The sequence below is a fragment of the Photobacterium swingsii genome, assembly GCF_024346715.1.
Lineage (GTDB): Bacteria > Pseudomonadota > Gammaproteobacteria > Enterobacterales > Vibrionaceae > Photobacterium > Photobacterium swingsii.
In genome coordinates this window covers 3,687,816-3,703,409 of the sequence record NZ_AP024852.1, presented here as the reverse complement: position 1 = coordinate 3,703,409, position 15,594 = coordinate 3,687,816, and the positions used below count along the sequence as shown (strand labels likewise).

Here is a 15,594-nt window from a genome sequence, read left to right as displayed (position 1 = left end):
AGTTGTATTGTCTTGAAATGTGTCACGATTAATGTGATATTTCTCACATAACCCTCAAGATGCTAGGTTAACCCCATTGGTGCGCTGGCGGAATTGCCTGAATGTACTAGCTTGAGGGATGAGGCAAAAGGATAACGCCGACCATCACCGCATCTGCTATTCATAAGTTGTCATAAATCGTCACTAACTTTACGGGTAATGCAAAAAGTGTTAGATTGATCACGTTTTTGCTCGTATGTAGAACCTTCTCTACACTATTAATGACAAGATTTGGGCCGCTTAATGCTGGCAGCTCTTGGAAGAGTAATTTGCACAACTATATTCAGACGCTAAAAAGTAGACTGGATGCACTTCATATACTTCGTAATGAACGTGCTCATGCCGCGATGACGGCAACCTCGCAACAGGTGTATCACTTGTTGCCTGTCTTACTGCATTATAATCACCCTGCCATCCCAGGTTATCTCGATCAAGAGGTACAGCATGGTGTTGTGTCGTTCTCGCTCTCTGAGCAACAGCAGCAGTTCGTTGACGACTGTGGGCTAGCTGCGAGCGCTGAACTTACGTTTCCTTCTAATGATCTCTCTTCACCTATCCTTGGTCTCTATGCGATGGGCAGTACGTCTTCGTTGGGACAAAGCCTGACCAGTGATTTGGATATTTGGGTTTGTATCCGCACCAATATGCCTGCGGATGAGCGCGAAGCGCTTGATAGCAAATGTTCACTGATTTCTGATTGGGCGATGGCACAAGGGGTGGAAGCCAATTTCTTCTTAATCGACGAAAACCGATTCCGCGATAACTTCTCTGAAGCCATGACAGGGGAAAACTGTGGTTCAAGCCAGCACTTGCTGCTGCTGGACGAGTTTTACCGCTCTGCCGTGCTAATGGCTGGCCAACCGCTATTGTGGTTTATGGTGCCGCCAGAAATGGAAGAGTGTTACGGTGAATATGTCGACTACCTAGTTTCTGCTGGCCATATTCGTCGCGAAGAGTGGATTGATTTTGGCGGTTTGACCCGCATTCCCGCTGAAGAGTATTTCGGCTCAAGCTTGTGGCAGTTGTACAAGAGTATCGACTCACCCTATAAGTCGGTATTGAAAGCCATTTTGCTGGAAGCCTACTCGTGGGAATACCCGCATACCCAGTTATTGAGCGTTGATGCCAAGCGTCGTTTCTTTGCCGAAGAACGCTTTGAATATTGCATGGATGCGTACTACCTGATGCTGGAAAAAGTCACGCGCTACCTTGAACGGATCGACGATCATCGCCGTTTAGATTTAGTGCGTCGCTGTTTCTACCTGAAAACTCATGAGAAACTTACCCGTGAACCGTCTTCGGGTTCAGTAGCGTGGCGTCGTCGGGTATTACAAGAGCTGACTACCGAATGGCAATGGTCACACGAGGTATTAAGCGAGCTTGATAATCGTCGTAATTGGAAGGTCGGCCAGGTTAAGCGTGCGCATAATGAGCTGCTTGATGCTTTGATGCTGAGCTACCGTAACCTGATCCGTTTTGCGCGCCGTAATGACATTACCTCGGCTATTAGCCCAGAAGATATCAGCATTTTAGCGCGTAAACTGTATGCGGCTTTTGAGGTGTTACCGGGTAAGGTGACCCTGCTTAATCCGCAGATTTCACCGGATTTACACGAATCAGACCTGACCTTTATTCAAGTACCTGCGGGGCGTACCAATGCCGCGGGATGGTATTTATATAAGCAGCCACTCGACCCATACGCAATTTTGGGGCAGCCGTCATTAGAGCATAACCGTTATCTCAGCAAGCTGGTGGCTTGGTCATACTTCAATGGCTTGCTAACGGAATCAACCTGTTTGCACAACGTGGTGCGTGATACCGATTTGGATATCGATAAGCTATACCAATTGGTTAGCGATATTCGAAATACCTTCCCAATCCGTCGCCCCCAACCTAGCCTGCAGGCGTTATCGAGCCCGTGTGAAATTCGTCAGTTAGGGTTATTCATTAACCTTGAAAATGACCCAACGACCGAACTCAAGAATCGCTCTATTCGGTTTGATTTCAAAAATACCGATATTTTCAGCTATGGTCCTGAGCAGCAATGTTTAGTGGGTAGCGTGGATTTGGTGTACCGCAACTCGTGGAACGAAGTGCGTACTCTCAATTTCAGCGGTGAAAATGCGATGTTGGATGCACTGAAAACCGTATTGGGCAAAATGCACCAAGATGCAATTCCACCGGAATCGGTGGATGTATTCTGCTATAGCAAACACATGCGTGGTTTGATCCGTAATTTAGTGTATCAACTGGTGGCCGAGTGTATTGAAATGCGCTTGAAGCCGGTGGAACAAGAAAAACGTCGCCGCTTTAAAGCCATCCGTATTGGCGATCAAACCCATGGTTTATTCTTTGAACGCCGTGGTGTGTCGGTACAGAAGCTCGAAAACTCGGTCGATTTCTATAGCTGTATTTCCAGTAATAAGCTGATTGGCTCACCGCAATTGGTGATGGGGAAGACGGATGAACCGCATCCGCCAGAAATTGTTGATTCGTACGCGAGTGAGGGGTTAATCCAATTCTTCTTTGAAGATTGCGATCAAGGCTTCAATATTTATATTTTGGATGAAACCAACCGCATTGAAGTGTATCGCCAATGCAGTGGTGATAAAGATGAGATGGTGCATGGGGTAAATCGCTTCTATACCTCGGCCCAAGATCGTTTTAGCTATAGTGCGAATTTCATTAACTTCAATCTGCCGCAGTTCTATGACATCGTTCATTCGGAGTCGGGCGATTGCCAAGTCATTCCGTTCAAGAGTGGTCAGCAAGTGCAACGTCGACCAAGTTCTGATAATTCAGCGGCGGCGGTGATGTCGTTTTCATCGCGCTAGTTATCTGACATCGCTTAAATGTGTGCTAGATAAAAAAGCCTTCCCGTTCATAACGTTGGAAGGCTTTTTTGTCTGCAATAAAGCAAGTAAGCGCAGCTTACCACTCCACAGGTTCACCGGCATGAAGCGAACACTCACGCTTAACCAGTGCAAAAAACTCTTCACCACTGCGTGTACAGCGCCACTCTGTGCCATCAAATTTGAAATGGTAACCACCAGATTTAGATGCTAACCATAGCTCATGCAGGGGCTCTTGGCGGTTAATGACGATTTGGCTACGGTTTTCAAACTCCAGTGTCAGGACATTACCTGTCGTTTCTGGCTCGATATCAGCACCCGATTCATCGATGCCATCTTCAAGTGCTTGTAGGGCTAGATCAGCCAAGTTGTGAAATTCAGTATCATTCATCCCATTACGTCCTATTGCTTTTCCTATTCTTGGTGCGATTATAGAGGGCATTGAAACGATAATCACTGGCTTTAAAAATGCGTAAAGGTTTATTAGCGATTTTAGTACTGGGTGTGTTGGCGATCTCGGGTTGTGGCCAGAGTGGTGCATTGTACATGCCGCAAGATGCCGATCAGCAGCAACAACAACAGTAGCGATACCGGACAGGGAAGGAAAACATTGGATTACTTTAATTACCAGCAAGATGGCCAGTTATGGGCCGAAGAAGTGGCACTCACTGAACTCGCCAAGCAGCATGGCACGCCATTGTATGTATATTCGCGTGCGACATTAGAGCGTCACTGGAAAGCGTTTGATCATGCGGTTGCCGATCAGCCACACCTTATCTGTTATGCGGTGAAAGCCAATTCGAATATTGGGGTACTGAATGTGTTAGCACGTTTGGGCTCGGGGTTCGATATTGTGTCACAAGGCGAGCTTGAACGCGTAATCGTTGCGGGTGGCGAACCGGCGAAAATTGTCTTCTCTGGCGTCGGTAAAACCTCTAATGAGATGAAACGGGCGTTAGAATTAGGTATAAAGTGTTTCAATGTTGAATCTGAACCTGAACTTGAACGCCTTAATCGGGTGGCGGCTGAATTAGGTGTGGTTGCACCGGTTTCATTGCGTATTAATCCGGATGTCGATGCGAAAACGCACCCGTATATCTCAACGGGCTTGCGCGATAATAAATTTGGTATTGCCTTTGATCGTGCGCCAGCGGTCTACCGTTTAGCGCATAGCTTACCGAATTTAGAAGTCACGGGGATGGATTGCCATATTGGTTCTCAGCTGACTGACATTGATCCCTTTATTGATGCCACAGACCGTTTGTTGGCCCTGGTTGATGAGCTGAAAGCCGAAGGTATTCATATCGCTCACCTTGATGTCGGTGGCGGCCTAGGGGTGACCTACAATGAAGAGCAACCCCCTTTGCCATCGGAATATGCGACAGCCTTGCTCAAGCGTTTAGAAAATCACCCTGAGCTGGAGCTGATTTTTGAGCCGGGTCGTGCCATTGCCGCGAATGCTGGGGTTTTGCTGACGCGTGTTGAGTACCTTAAACATACCGAGCACAAAAACTTCGCCATTGTCGATGCCGCGATGAATGATTTAATTCGTCCGACCCTGTATCAAGCATGGCAAGATATTGTGGCGGTTGTACCGCGTGATGGTGAAACCACGGAATATGATTTTGTTGGGCCGATTTGTGAAACTGGCGATTATTTGGGTAAAGAGCGGCTGCTTTGTTTGGCAGAAGGTGATCTACTCGCGGTTCGTTCGGCAGGCGCCTATGGCTTTGTGATGTCATCGAATTACAATACTCGTACGCGTGCGGCTGAAATCATGGTCGATGGTGACACTGCCTATGTTGTTCGCCAGCGTGAACAACTTGAGCAGCTTTGGCAGTCTGAATCGCTATTGCCGTAATGATCACGATATTGAACACACAGGCACCTCTATGGGTATAACGATAAAAAAGGAACAACATGCAGATTAATTTTTCCAAAATGCATGGCTTGGGCAATGACTTCATGGTGGTCGACTGTGTCACTCAAAACGTGTTCTTCTCACCCGATGCGATCCGCCGCTTAGCGGATCGTCACCGGGGAGTGGGGTTCGATCAGTTACTGGTGGTGGAGCCGCCGTACGATCCTGAAACCGACTTTCATTATCGTATTTTTAATGCGGATGGCAGTGAAGTTGAGCAATGTGGCAATGGCGCACGTTGCTTTGCGCGTTTTGTATGGATGAAAGGGTTAACCAATAAGTACCTGATTTCTGTTAGCACTAAAGCGGGCAAAATGTTGCTGAAGCTTGAGAATGACAATCAAGTGACAGTCAACATGGGCGAACCTAATTTTGAACCAAGTAAAATCCCTTTTCGTGCTAAGCAGGCCGAAAAAACCTATTTATTACGCGTAGGCGAAAGCACCTTATTCTGTGGTGCGGTAAGCATGGGCAACCCTCACTGTGTCACGGTTGTTGATGATATAGACACCGCTGACGTTGAAACTCTCGGTCCTTTGGTGGAATCACATGAGCGCTTTCCTGAGCGTGTCAATGCAGGTTTTATGCAAGTTCTGAGTGCAAATGAAGTAAAATTACGTGTGTATGAGCGTGGTGCAGGGGAAACCCAAGCTTGTGGTAGCGGCGCCTGTGCGGCTGTTGCGATTGGCCAGCGCCAAGGCTTGCTCGACGATAAAGTAAAAGTAGTGTTACCTGGTGGTGACTTGTATATCAGCTGGGCTGGTGAAGGGAAACCCCTATATATGACTGGGCCTGTGGCGCATGTCTATGATGGACAAATTGTATTATGACCGATGTATCGCAACTGGATGAACTGACCGAAGCGGTGTCAGAAACCCCGTTGAGTGACAAATTGCACGATGAAGCCGTGGCTGAGTATTTACTGAGCCACCCTGATTTCTTTTTACGCCAGCCTGATTTGCTGGCGTATTTACACATACCACAAAGTGAACGTGGCGTTGTCTCCATGGTGGAAATCCAACTGGAACGCTTGCGTCATCGGGTGAATGAATTAGAAGGCAATATTGCCCGTCTGGTCGATATTGCTGCGAAGAACAGTGATCTTCATGCGCTGTTTTCGCAAGCACAAGTGAAGCTGTTTCAAACCCATAATATATACCAAGCTTTGTTAGTGTTAGACGAGTTGACCACAGACTTGAACTTGGAATACAGCCTGCGTTTATTCGATAGCATGGATGAGCAGCTATTTTTAGATCGCCGTGACTTTGAATCTTTCCGTGTTTCTCACCTGTCGCGCCGATCTGTATATTTAGGCCGTTTACGTAAAAAAGAAAGTGAGATGCTGTTTGAGCAACCGCCGCAGCTTGGCTCCTTTGTCGTACTACCATTAGGGTTTGAGCGCCCGATTGGAGTGCTGAGCTTTTCAAGTGCCGATGGTGGTCACTTCCAGCCGAATATGGATACCTTGTTTGTCGAGCAGTTGGCGTTGATTATTTCGCGCTTAATTAGCCACTGGGAATATAGCCGTGAGGTGATTGAGTGAGTGGGTTGCCCGCGAGCTTAGAAAAGTCGCTCAATCGTTTCTACGAATATATTCGTAGTGAGCGTGAGCTGAGCTTACATACCCAGCACAACTATAAACGTCAGCTCACGACCATGACGGAGCAGCTGGTGGTATTGGGTGTGACTGAGTGGCAACAAGTGGATGCCGGCTGGGTACGTCAGTTGGCCAGTAAAGGCATGCGTGATGGTCTTAAAGCCAGCAGTTTGTCGATGCGCCTTTCGGCCTTGCGCAGTTTTTTTGATTATTTAGTGCAGATAAAAGTCTTGGCAGCTAACCCTGCTAAAGGGGTATCAGCACCGCGCAAAGCCCGACCACTACCGAAAAACCTTGATGTTGATGAAATGGATCAGCTGCTGAATGTAGATGAAGATGATCCGCTTGCGATTCGCGACCGTGCCTTGATGGAATTGATGTATGGGGCTGGGCTGCGTTTAGCTGAAATTGTCGGCGTGAATGTCCGTGATATCAGCTTGAGTAAAGGTGATCTGCGGGTTATCGGTAAAGGCGATAAAGAGCGGGTCGTTCCATTTGCCGGGCTCGCCCGTGAATGGGTTGCCAAGTGGCTCAAGGTGCGTGGGCAGCTAGCGGGCGAGGGTGAACCTGCGCTATTTGTATCCAAGTTAGGCACCCGTATTTCAACTCGCAATGTGCAAAAACGAATGGCGGAGTGGGGCCAGAAGCAATCAGTGTCGAGCCATATTAGTCCGCATAAATTACGCCACAGCTTTGCGACCCATATGCTGGAATCGAGTGGTGATTTACGTGCTGTACAAGAGTTGCTGGGTCACGCGAACCTGTCTACGACCCAAATTTATACCCATCTTGATTTTCAACACCTTGCAAAGGTGTACGATGAATCCCATCCGCGTGCGAAACGTGGCAATAAATAATGTGTTGAGTGAGTGATGCAGTTTTACCGACCTTTAAAGCCAATTAAAGCCTTAACGTTTGATTTAGACGATACGCTTTACGATAACCGCCCAGTGATCCGTCGTGCTGAGCAAGCGATGTATGATTGGTTGCACTCGGAGCACCCAGTGTCACGCATGTTGACGGTGGCTGATTGGATGGCATTAAAGCTGCAACTGGCAAAAGTTGACCCTTGGTTACGCCATGACGTGACGCTTTGGCGGTTTGAACTGCTTAAAATCGGTTTAATGCAGCTTGGCTATTCGCTTAACCAAGCCACCCAAGCGGCGAATGAGGGGGTGGCAACTGTTTTAGCGGTACGTAATCAGGTTGATGTGCCTCCCGAAACGCATCGCGTACTTGCCTTGTTAGCCCAGCGAGTGCCGTTAGTGGCGATCACCAATGGCAATGTGGATGCTGAAAAAATTGGCCTGAGTGGCTATTTTAGTCACCTGTTACAAGCAGGACGTGATGGGGCGGCAAAGCCAGCTCCTGATATGTTTACGCGGGCTGCTCAGCTGATTAACGTACCACGCGAGAATATCCTTCATGTTGGTGATCACTTGCATACTGACGTGACGGGTGCTTTGCTCAATGGCTATCAGGCATGTTGGTTTAACGATCTTGACCGTTGTTTACAGCGCGAACCGCGTGCCCGTCGGCTACCAGACATAGAGATATCATCGTTGGCGGCATTATTGGATGTGGTCGCTAAATAGCAAATCAGCGAGAGAACAGAAACAATCAGGCGACGTTATTCACGTCGCCTTTTTATTGGCGTTTGTGTTGGTTTTTCTTATCTTGCTTTTTGTCTCCCGCTTGGAAAGACTTTATTGCAGTGCGCTGTGCTTTTTGGGTTCGGCGCTGATCAGCTTATCAATTGAGAATAGTCCTGCTCCCCAGAAAACGTTCACTAGCATCATCATGCCCCACAGTTGGTGGTCGAAAAAACCTTTCTCCCACAGTAAGGGATAGGACACCACGGCAATAATATTAAACACGAATAAGACCAATGCCATAGGACGGGTGAACAGCCCTAGCACTAAAAATACCGGTAGGATTAATTCTGCTGTCGTTCCCATGTAGGCGGCTAATTGCCATGGAAGCAGAGGGACTTGGTATTCAAATTCAAATAAATACAAAGTGCTGTCCCAGCTGGAGTATTTCACCATCCCTGATTTGAAAAAGACCCACGCGACCCAAAGACGAGTGAAGAGCAGCAGAAAAGGCACCAGAGGATCGGTGATCCGCTGAGCCACGCCATCGATATGTTTCATAAAATTCAGCATGCGCTATCTCCCTGTGGCAATCCTTGAATATCTGAAAATACGTTTTGTTGCAGCAATTCGCCCAAGATTGCCATCATGGCCTCGTTGGCATCACCCAATGGACGCTGTTGTTGACTGAGCTGTACTAACGCCGTTGCAGCTGGTGTGGTGGTGAGTACCGATAACTGTTCGGGGTGGTGTTGAACGATCACGGATTCAGCTTGGTTAAGGTCGATCTCTTCAACCTTATCGTGGCGTACCATCTGCCAGATACTGCCAACGGGATAATTCGCATCCAGTAAGTAGGTATGCTCAGGAACAACGAGCTGGGCTTGAGCAATATTGTCTTCAGTGAGAACCTGCAATTTCTCAAACGGAAAGTCCGTAGCCTGACATGGGTGCTGGCTGGCGGTATCGATTAGCCATTCCAGTTGAATTAATTCAATCAAATAGGGCACGGCTTCTAACAAACTGGGGTTGGTACAGACGGTGTTGCCAAAACAGGCACCGTAAGGAGTGACATCCCCTTGTTTGAGAGGGTAGTTGAGCACATGCTGACGTGCTAATTGGGTAAAACACTCTTCACCTATTACTGCGAGGGTACAGGGGTAAGTGGCTTCCAATACCTCGCACAAACTGATGATGAAGTTATTACGGTAAACCTGGATCAGCTGCTCTGCGGGAAAGCGACCGACTTGGATATGCTTGCTCACGTCACTGGGCTGATAATGCAGTGCGGTTGAAAAATCTTGCTGCAATTGGTGCAGTGCAGGTGCTAAATCATGGCTGGGTGATTTGTCCATAGTGCGCCTCCTGCGTAATAATCGTGGTTGCTTTATGGGCCTCGGCCAACAAAACGTCTAACTCAGGGATATCAAGATCCCATTCAATCAAGGTGGGGACAGCGCCGTGCTGACGGATCCACAGCTGATAGAGTAACCAAACAGGCTTACTGACTGGGCGACTATGGGTGTCGATCCAAATCTCTCCTTGTTCAAACTCTTTCACCGTAAAACCGGCAAGATGAATTTCTTTGACGGCATTAGGGTTGAGCGCCTTGATGTATTGCTGGCAATCAAAGCCATGATTGAAGCTGCTGACGTAAATATTATTGAAATCGAGCAGTAAGCCACAGCCAGTACGTTGCTGCACTTCATGCAGAAACTCCCACTCAGGGATCGCTGAATGGCTAAAGCTGAGATAGCTCGATGGGTTTTCTACCAGAAATTCCCGTCCCAAATAATCTTGAACCTGCTCAACCTTGTGGCAAAAATTTGTTAATGCCTCTTCGGTGTAGGGCAGTGGCAACAAATCATTAAAAAACTGGCCGTCGACGGAGCTCCAGCTGAGGTGGTCGGAGACCGCGATGGGGTTTACTTCATCCACTAGGTGTTTGAGTTGTTTGAGGTGTTGTGTATCCAGTGGATCCGCTGAACCCAGTGATAATCCAATACCATGACAACTAATGGGGTAATGCTCGGTTATAGCCCTCAGTTGCTCGCGTGCTGTGGAATGAGGGTTGAAGTAATTTTCACTGTGGATTTCAAGCCAGCCGATATCTGGCCGCTGGTCGAGTATGGGTAAGATGTGGGGGGAGCGTAAGCCCACCCCAACCATCTGTTGCTGTGTCAGTTTGCCCAATTACTTCGCCTCTGAAGAGCTACCAGACAGACGGTCACATAAACCTTTTGGTACCATGATGAAGGCATCTTTTTGGCCATCGACTTTAGACGTACCCGCACATGAACTTGTTTTGGTCGCACAGTCATTTTTGCCCGCTTTGGCGACGCCGTAGCATTTTTCTTTTGCGCCTTCAGCGGCAACAGCTGACGTTGAAGCCATAGTACCTGCAAGTGCAATAAGACCAGTAACAGCAGTGGCTAGGGCGATATTTGTCTTCTTCATAGTAATTCCTCTTTATACGCTGACTGTTGCTTGATGTAGCAACGTTTCCTTTTGGTTTCTAACGGCGCTTTTTGCGCTCTCGGAACATAAGAAAGGGGTAGCAAGAAAATAATTTCACCTTTTTTACAATTAATTTACTTAGGTGTAACTTTCCGCTAGTTCCAAGCATAGAACAAAAAATAGTCAGCAAGAGGTTGAATCACTGATAACTTCTCAGGGTATTCTGAAATGGAGCTGTTATAATCGACAGCATTGTATAAATAACCAGTAGATGGCGATGGACGTATCACTCCTGTTAGATGGTCTTAATGACAAACAACGCGAAGCGGTGGCAGCACCCTTAGGTAACCACTTGGTACTGGCTGGTGCGGGCAGCGGTAAAACACGGGTGTTGGTTCATCGTATTGCTTGGTTAATGTCGATTGAGCAAGCATCACCCTACTCGATTATGTCGGTGACTTTTACCAATAAAGCGGCGGCAGAGATGCGGGGTCGTATTAATGAATTGATGCATGGTTCATCGGCAGGCATGTGGAACGGCACTTTCCATGGTCTATGTCACCGCATGCTTCGTGCACATTACCTTGAAGCGCGTTTGCCTGAAGACTTTAATATCCTCGATTCTGATGATCAAATGCGGTTAATGCGCCGTCTGATCAAACTGCATAACCTTGATGAAAAACAATGGCCTGCTCGTCAAGCCGTGTGGTACATCAATGGTAAAAAAGACGAAGGGCTACGCCCGAAACATATCGATACTTTCAACGATCCTGTTGAACAAACTTGGCTGCGCTTATATACCGCGTATCAAGAAGCCTGTGATCGTGCGGGTTTGGTCGATTTTGCCGAATTATTGCTGCGTGCGTTTGAATTAATTCGCGATAACAAACATATTCGTGAGCATTACCAAGCGCGTTTCAAGCATATTTTGGTCGACGAATTCCAAGATACCAACAACATTCAATTTGCCTGGTTACGCTTAATGGCGGGGCCAGATTGTAATGTGATGATCGTGGGTGATGATGACCAATCTATTTACGGTTGGCGTGGTGCCAAAGTAGAGAATATTCAACGATTTTTGAGTGATTTCAAAGGCGCATCATCGATTTTCCTTGAGCAAAACTACCGCTCGACGGGCAATATCCTTAAAGCCGCCAATGAATTGATCGCTAATAACAATGAGCGCATGGGCAAGAGCCTATGGACTGATGGTGCTGAAGGCGATTTGATTTCGATTTACTCGGCATTTAACGAACTTGATGAAGCCCGTTTTGCGGTCGGTAAGATCAAAGAGTGGCGTGAGCAAGGCGGCGTGCTGAAAGACACAGCCTTCTTGTACCGTAGCAATGCCCAATCACGTGTATTGGAAGAAGCGTTAATTCAGGCGGGTATGCCTTACCGTATTTACGGTGGGATGCGCTTCTTTGAACGTCAGGAAATCAAAGACACCCTGTCTTACCTGCGTTTGATGACGAACCGTAATGATGATGCCTCGTTTGAGCGCGTGGTGAATACCCCGACACGCGGCATTGGCGATCGTACCTTAGAAACCATTCGTTTAGCGGCGCGAGATCGCGGTATGACAATGTGGCAAGCAAGTATTTCCTTGCTTGAAGAGCAAGTGCTCGCTGGCCGTGCGGCGAATGCGCTACGTCGCTTTATCGAATTAGTGAACGCGTTAGAAGACGATACCGCTGATTTGCCTATGTACCAGCAAACCGATGAAGTGATCCGCAATTCTGGCTTACGTGCGATGTACGAGCAAGAGAAGGGCGAGAAAGCTCAAGCGCGGATTGAAAACTTGGAAGAGTTGGTAACTGCCACTCGTCAGTTTGAAGTACCAGAAGAAGCCGAGGAGATGAGCCCGCTATCGGCATTCTTGTCGCATGCGGCATTAGAAGCCGGTGAAGGCCAGGCCGATGAGTTTGATGATGCGGTGCAGCTGATGACAATGCACAGCGCCAAGGGCTTGGAATTCCCTGTGGTCTTTATGGTGGGTGTTGAAGAGGGCATGTTCCCAAGTTCACGTACGACTGAAGAAGTGGGTCGGTTAGAAGAAGAGCGTCGCTTGTGTTACGTGGGCATGACCCGCGCCATGAAAAAGCTCTACATCACCCATGCTGAAATGCGCCGTTTATACGGTAAAGATAATTACCACAAGCCGTCACGTTTTATTCGGGAAATTCCAGAGCAGCACGTTGAAGAAGTGCGTATGAAGGCGCAAGTGTCGCGTCCTGCGACTGGTGGGCGCTTTAGCCAAACCACGGTGAACGATAACTTTAATCAAACTGGATTTAGTTTAGGCCAGCGTGTTCAGCATCCGAAATTTGGTGAAGGGACGATTATCAATTTTGAAGGCAGTGGTGCACAAAGCCGCGTGCAAGTGGCCTTTAACGGTGAAGGGATCAAGTGGTTGGTAACCCAATATGCCAAGCTTGATCCTATGTAATCACAACCTGCTCGTTAAATAGAAGAAAGCCCGCGATATGAAAATATCGCGGGCTTTTTATTGGGTGGAGCATACTTGCCTATTGCAAGGTGTTATAGGTACTCAGTCTTACAGATTCGGGTATTAGTGGGCGATCACCTTGCCTTCACGGCGTGGGTCAGCGGCGCCAATGAGTTTATTTCCGTCAATGCGGATTGCTTGTACTCCAGAGTTGAGCGGTTTGATTTTTACTTCAAAGCCTAAGCGTTCTAACTTCGGCGCCCAGAGTTCGGCATTGGTGTCTTGCTCTAATTCAAAAGTGCCAAAGCGGTTGTTCATGTTAGGTAAGTTGATGGCTTGCTGTAAATCGAGCCCCCAATCAAGGTGGCCAACTAAGGTTTTGGCGACATACCCAATAATTTGACTGCCACCGGGTGACCCAACGGCTAAGCGAGGCTCTCCATCCTCTAACACAATCGTCGGTGCCATTGATGAGCGAGGGCGCTTACCGGGCTCAATGCGATTAGCAATGGGAATACCAGCGACATGGCTGCGGAAAGAAAAATCGGTCAGTTCATTGTTGAGTAAGAAGCCACGTACCATTAAGCGAGAGCCAAAGCCATTTTCGATTGTGGTGGTCATGGAGACCACATTGCGATCTTTATCGACAATGCTGAAATGGCTGGTTGAGGGGAGTTCTAATGATTCATCGGGGGCGTAAGCCTGTGCGTAGCTCCAAGTCGGCATACCTGCTTCAACGCTAGACAGTGCGCGCTTCCCTTTCAGTAAGGTGGCGCGTTGTTCGATATAGTCGTCGGCCAATAATCCTTTGGTTGGCATAGGCACATAATCACTATCGGCCATATAACGGCCTCGATCGGCAAAGGCGAGGCGTGATGCATCGCCCAGTAAGCGCCAACTGTGGACGTCACTGGCGCCCATTTTATCGAGCGGGTAATGGCTGAGGATGCCCATGATTTGTCCGAGCGTGAGGGCGCCAGAGCTTGGTGGGCCCATGCCACAGATATTGTATTGGCGATAAGGTGCACACACTGCTGGGCGTTCTTTGATTTGGTAAGTGGCGAAATCCATGGCGCTCAAGACGCCCGGATTTTCCTCTACGCTTCGCACTGCTTTGACGATATCTTTGGCGATCTGACCATGGTAAAAGGCAGTCGCACCTTGGTCGGCGATCAGACGCAGTGTCTTGGCGTATTCCGGATTCTTGAGTTGTTGCCCTGCTTGGATTGGGGTGCCATCGTCGTTAAAAAAGTAGGCTTTGGTTGGGGCAAAGCGCTGGAGGTACGCTTGATCTTTCTCAACTAATAAGGCTAAGCGCGGGCTCACGGTAAACCCTTTCTGTGCCAGTTTTAGCGCGGGAGCAAACAGATCTTTCCATTTCAATTTACCTAAACGCTGGTGGGTGTGCCAAAGCAATTTGACGGTGCCCGGGGTGCCAACAGAGCGGCCGCCAACCACGGCATCGAAGAATTGTAGCGGTTGACCTTTGTTGTCTTGAAACAAAATAGGGGTGACGGCATAAGGAGCGGTTTCACGGCCATCAAAGGTGGTCATCGCTTGCTTCTGGGCATCCCAATAGACCAAGAAGGCACCGCCACCAATGCCTGATGATTGCGGTTCTACTAAGCCAAGTACCAATTGCGTGGCAATCATGGCGTCAATTGCGTTGCCACCTTGGCGCAGCATTTGTGCACCAGCCTCACTGGCAAGAGGATTGGCGGCCGCCACCATCCATTCACTGCCTGTTACCAGCGTTTGTTGCTGTAACCCTGTAGCCGCTTCTGGTGCGATGCTGTCTGTGGTTTGGCTGGCAATAAGTGAGGGGCTAGAACAAGCCAACGCCAAGCTGAATGTGAGCTTGGCGAGTGTTGGATAGGTGATTTTCGGCATTGGCAATCCTTTGATTTATGTGCATTCCGTTTGCAATGAAATCAGAGTGGCAGCCTTATTATGCCTTGTCTAATTATTGGACAGCTTTTGTGCTTAAATTCAAATTCCGCTGACCACAGACCATAAAATCATTGAGCCAATGCTGATAAAGAGTACCCCGCAGATACCGTCAATGTAGGGTGCGGCATATTGCAATTTTTGTTGGAGGCGCTTGCCCGTTAATAGCCAAGCTAATAGTGCAAACCACATGAAAGCGGTGAGCCATAAAATCACGATGGCACTGATTTTCCCTGTTAATGACATATCAGCAGGCACCAAGGTTGAGAGGAGGCTAATAAAAAACACCAAGGCTTTGGGATTCAGAATATTGGTGGTGAAACCTTTCATGAGCGCTTGCTTGCGGTTAGCCAATAATTGTTGTGGTTGCTCCTTGGATGAGGGCGTCGATTGTTCGGCGGGGTGTGCATTTACACTTGACCGCTTTGCTCGCCATAACGGCATGATAATGCTTTTTACGGCACCAATGCCGAGCCAGAGCAAGTAACTGCCGCCAGCGGCTTGCAGTAGGGCAAATAACATCGGGTGTTGATGGATCAGCAGGCTTGCGCCTGTGAGGCTCAAAATAGAGTGCATCAAGATGCCAAGGGATAGCCCTAAAGCAATGCTGATCCCAGTTTGGCGACCATAGCGACCTGCATTTTGTACCACTAAGGCAAAGTCAGGGCCTGGGCTCATCAGGGCAATGACGTGGACAGTCACAAGTGTTAATAGGGTGGTGGCTTCGTTGATCATTGTGG

15 protein-coding genes are annotated in these 15,594 nt (G+C 48.2%); 8 read left to right on the top strand and 7 right to left on the bottom strand.

Annotated features, from left to right (window positions below):
- The first annotated feature begins 308 nt into the window (after positions 1–308).
- Positions 309–2,873 carry a class I adenylate cyclase gene (locus OCU77_RS16835; protein ID WP_239686042.1) on the top strand — a complete coding sequence of 855 codons (2,565 nt, stop codon included), beginning with the start codon at positions 309–311 and terminating at the stop codon, positions 2,871–2,873.
- A gap of 97 nt (positions 2,874–2,970) precedes the next feature.
- On the opposite strand, the gene cyaY is transcribed toward OCU77_RS16835, so the two are convergent.
- Entirely contained in the window at positions 2,971–3,282 is a 312-nt protein-coding gene (gene cyaY / locus OCU77_RS16830) for an iron donor protein CyaY (RefSeq protein ID WP_048899994.1), read from the bottom strand.
- Positions 3,283–3,359: 77 nt separating this feature from the next.
- On the opposite strand from cyaY, the gene lptM reads away from it, so the two are divergent.
- Genes lptM through yigB form a run of 6 tightly spaced genes read left to right on the top strand, consistent with a single transcriptional unit; the run spans position 3,360 to position 8,004 of the window.
- A complete protein-coding gene (gene lptM, locus OCU77_RS16825; RefSeq protein WP_084711848.1) occupies positions 3,360–3,476 on the top strand; it encodes an LPS translocon maturation chaperone LptM in 117 nt (38 codons plus the stop codon).
- 25 nt (positions 3,477–3,501) lie between these two features.
- Positions 3,502–4,752, top strand: a complete 1,251-nt coding sequence (lysA, locus tag OCU77_RS16820) for a diaminopimelate decarboxylase (protein ID WP_048899995.1) — start codon at positions 3,502–3,504, stop codon at positions 4,750–4,752.
- A 59-nt stretch (positions 4,753–4,811) separates the two neighbouring features.
- Positions 4,812–5,642 (top strand): diaminopimelate epimerase, encoded by an 831-nt coding sequence (gene dapF / locus OCU77_RS16815; RefSeq protein WP_048899996.1) that lies wholly within the window; start codon positions 4,812–4,814, stop codon positions 5,640–5,642.
- Positions 5,639–6,355: a DUF484 family protein gene (locus OCU77_RS16810; RefSeq protein WP_048899997.1), complete on the top strand. Its 717-nt coding sequence runs from the start codon at positions 5,639–5,641 to the stop codon at positions 6,353–6,355. Before dapF ends, OCU77_RS16810 begins: the two co-directional genes overlap by 4 nt.
- Entirely contained in the window at positions 6,352–7,266 is a 915-nt protein-coding gene (xerC, locus tag OCU77_RS16805; RefSeq protein WP_048899998.1) for a tyrosine recombinase XerC, read from the top strand. Before OCU77_RS16810 ends, xerC begins: the two co-directional genes overlap by 4 nt.
- Positions 7,267–7,281: 15 nt before the next feature.
- The gene (gene yigB, locus OCU77_RS16800) at positions 7,282–8,004 is read left to right on the top strand and encodes a 5-amino-6-(5-phospho-D-ribitylamino)uracil phosphatase YigB (protein WP_048899999.1); all 723 of its coding nucleotides are present in this window, start codon (positions 7,282–7,284) and stop codon (positions 8,002–8,004) included.
- A 111-nt stretch (positions 8,005–8,115) separates the two neighbouring features.
- On the opposite strand, the gene OCU77_RS16795 is transcribed toward yigB, so the two are convergent.
- From OCU77_RS16795 to OCU77_RS16780, 4 genes are read right to left on the bottom strand one after another with little or no spacing between them, the layout of a single operon-like run.
- Positions 8,116–8,574 carry a DoxX family protein gene (locus OCU77_RS16795; RefSeq protein ID WP_048900000.1) on the bottom strand — a complete coding sequence of 153 codons (459 nt, stop codon included), beginning with the start codon at positions 8,572–8,574 and terminating at the stop codon, positions 8,116–8,118.
- Positions 8,568–9,356, bottom strand: coding sequence for an HvfC/BufC N-terminal domain-containing protein (locus OCU77_RS16790; RefSeq protein WP_048900001.1), 789 nt, complete (start codon positions 9,354–9,356; stop codon positions 8,568–8,570). The genes OCU77_RS16795 and OCU77_RS16790 overlap by 7 nt, the downstream gene beginning before the upstream one ends.
- On the bottom strand, positions 9,334–10,170 hold the full coding sequence (gene bufB, locus OCU77_RS16785; protein WP_084711852.1) for an MNIO family bufferin maturase: 837 nt from the start codon (positions 10,168–10,170) through the stop codon (positions 9,334–9,336). The genes OCU77_RS16790 and bufB overlap by 23 nt, the downstream gene beginning before the upstream one ends.
- Before the next feature lie 24 nt (positions 10,171–10,194).
- A complete protein-coding gene (locus OCU77_RS16780) occupies positions 10,195–10,458 on the bottom strand; it encodes a BufA1 family periplasmic bufferin-type metallophore (RefSeq protein ID WP_048900003.1) in 264 nt (87 codons plus the stop codon).
- A 277-nt stretch (positions 10,459–10,735) separates the two neighbouring features.
- Between OCU77_RS16780 and uvrD the strand changes: the two genes are divergently transcribed.
- Complete coding sequence (uvrD, locus tag OCU77_RS16775) at positions 10,736–12,907, top strand: DNA helicase II (RefSeq protein WP_107303099.1); 2,172 nt, start codon at positions 10,736–10,738, stop codon at positions 12,905–12,907.
- Between the two features lie 123 nt (positions 12,908–13,030).
- On the opposite strand, the gene ggt is transcribed toward uvrD, so the two are convergent.
- The gene (gene ggt, locus OCU77_RS16770; protein ID WP_048900004.1) at positions 13,031–14,797 is read right to left on the bottom strand and encodes a gamma-glutamyltransferase; all 1,767 of its coding nucleotides are present in this window, start codon (positions 14,795–14,797) and stop codon (positions 13,031–13,033) included.
- Between the two features lie 99 nt (positions 14,798–14,896).
- Positions 14,897–15,586 (bottom strand): LysE family translocator, encoded by a 690-nt coding sequence (locus OCU77_RS16765; protein WP_048900052.1) that lies wholly within the window; start codon positions 15,584–15,586, stop codon positions 14,897–14,899.
- Between the last annotated feature and the right edge of the window lie 8 nt (positions 15,587–15,594).

Coding starts and splice junctions, on each gene's coding strand:
- cyaY (WP_048899994.1), bottom strand. CDS start 3,282: ATGAATGATACTGAATTTCACAACTTGGCTGATCTAGCCCTACAAGCA.
- lptM (WP_084711848.1), top strand. CDS start 3,360: ATGCGTAAAGGTTTATTAGCGATTTTAGTACTGGGTGTGTTGGCGATC.
- dapF (WP_048899996.1), top strand. CDS start 4,812: ATGCAGATTAATTTTTCCAAAATGCATGGCTTGGGCAATGACTTCATG.
- OCU77_RS16810 (WP_048899997.1), top strand. CDS start 5,639: ATGACCGATGTATCGCAACTGGATGAACTGACCGAAGCGGTGTCAGAA.
- yigB (WP_048899999.1), top strand. CDS start 7,282: ATGCAGTTTTACCGACCTTTAAAGCCAATTAAAGCCTTAACGTTTGAT.
- OCU77_RS16795 (WP_048900000.1), bottom strand. CDS start 8,574: ATGCTGAATTTTATGAAACATATCGATGGCGTGGCTCAGCGGATCACC.
- OCU77_RS16790 (WP_048900001.1), bottom strand. CDS start 9,356: ATGGACAAATCACCCAGCCATGATTTAGCACCTGCACTGCACCAATTG.
- bufB (WP_084711852.1), bottom strand. CDS start 10,170: ATGGTTGGGGTGGGCTTACGCTCCCCCCACATCTTACCCATACTCGAC.
- OCU77_RS16780 (WP_048900003.1), bottom strand. CDS start 10,458: ATGAAGAAGACAAATATCGCCCTAGCCACTGCTGTTACTGGTCTTATT.
- uvrD (WP_107303099.1), top strand. CDS start 10,736: ATGGACGTATCACTCCTGTTAGATGGTCTTAATGACAAACAACGCGAA.
- ggt (WP_048900004.1), bottom strand. CDS start 14,797: ATGCCGAAAATCACCTATCCAACACTCGCCAAGCTCACATTCAGCTTG.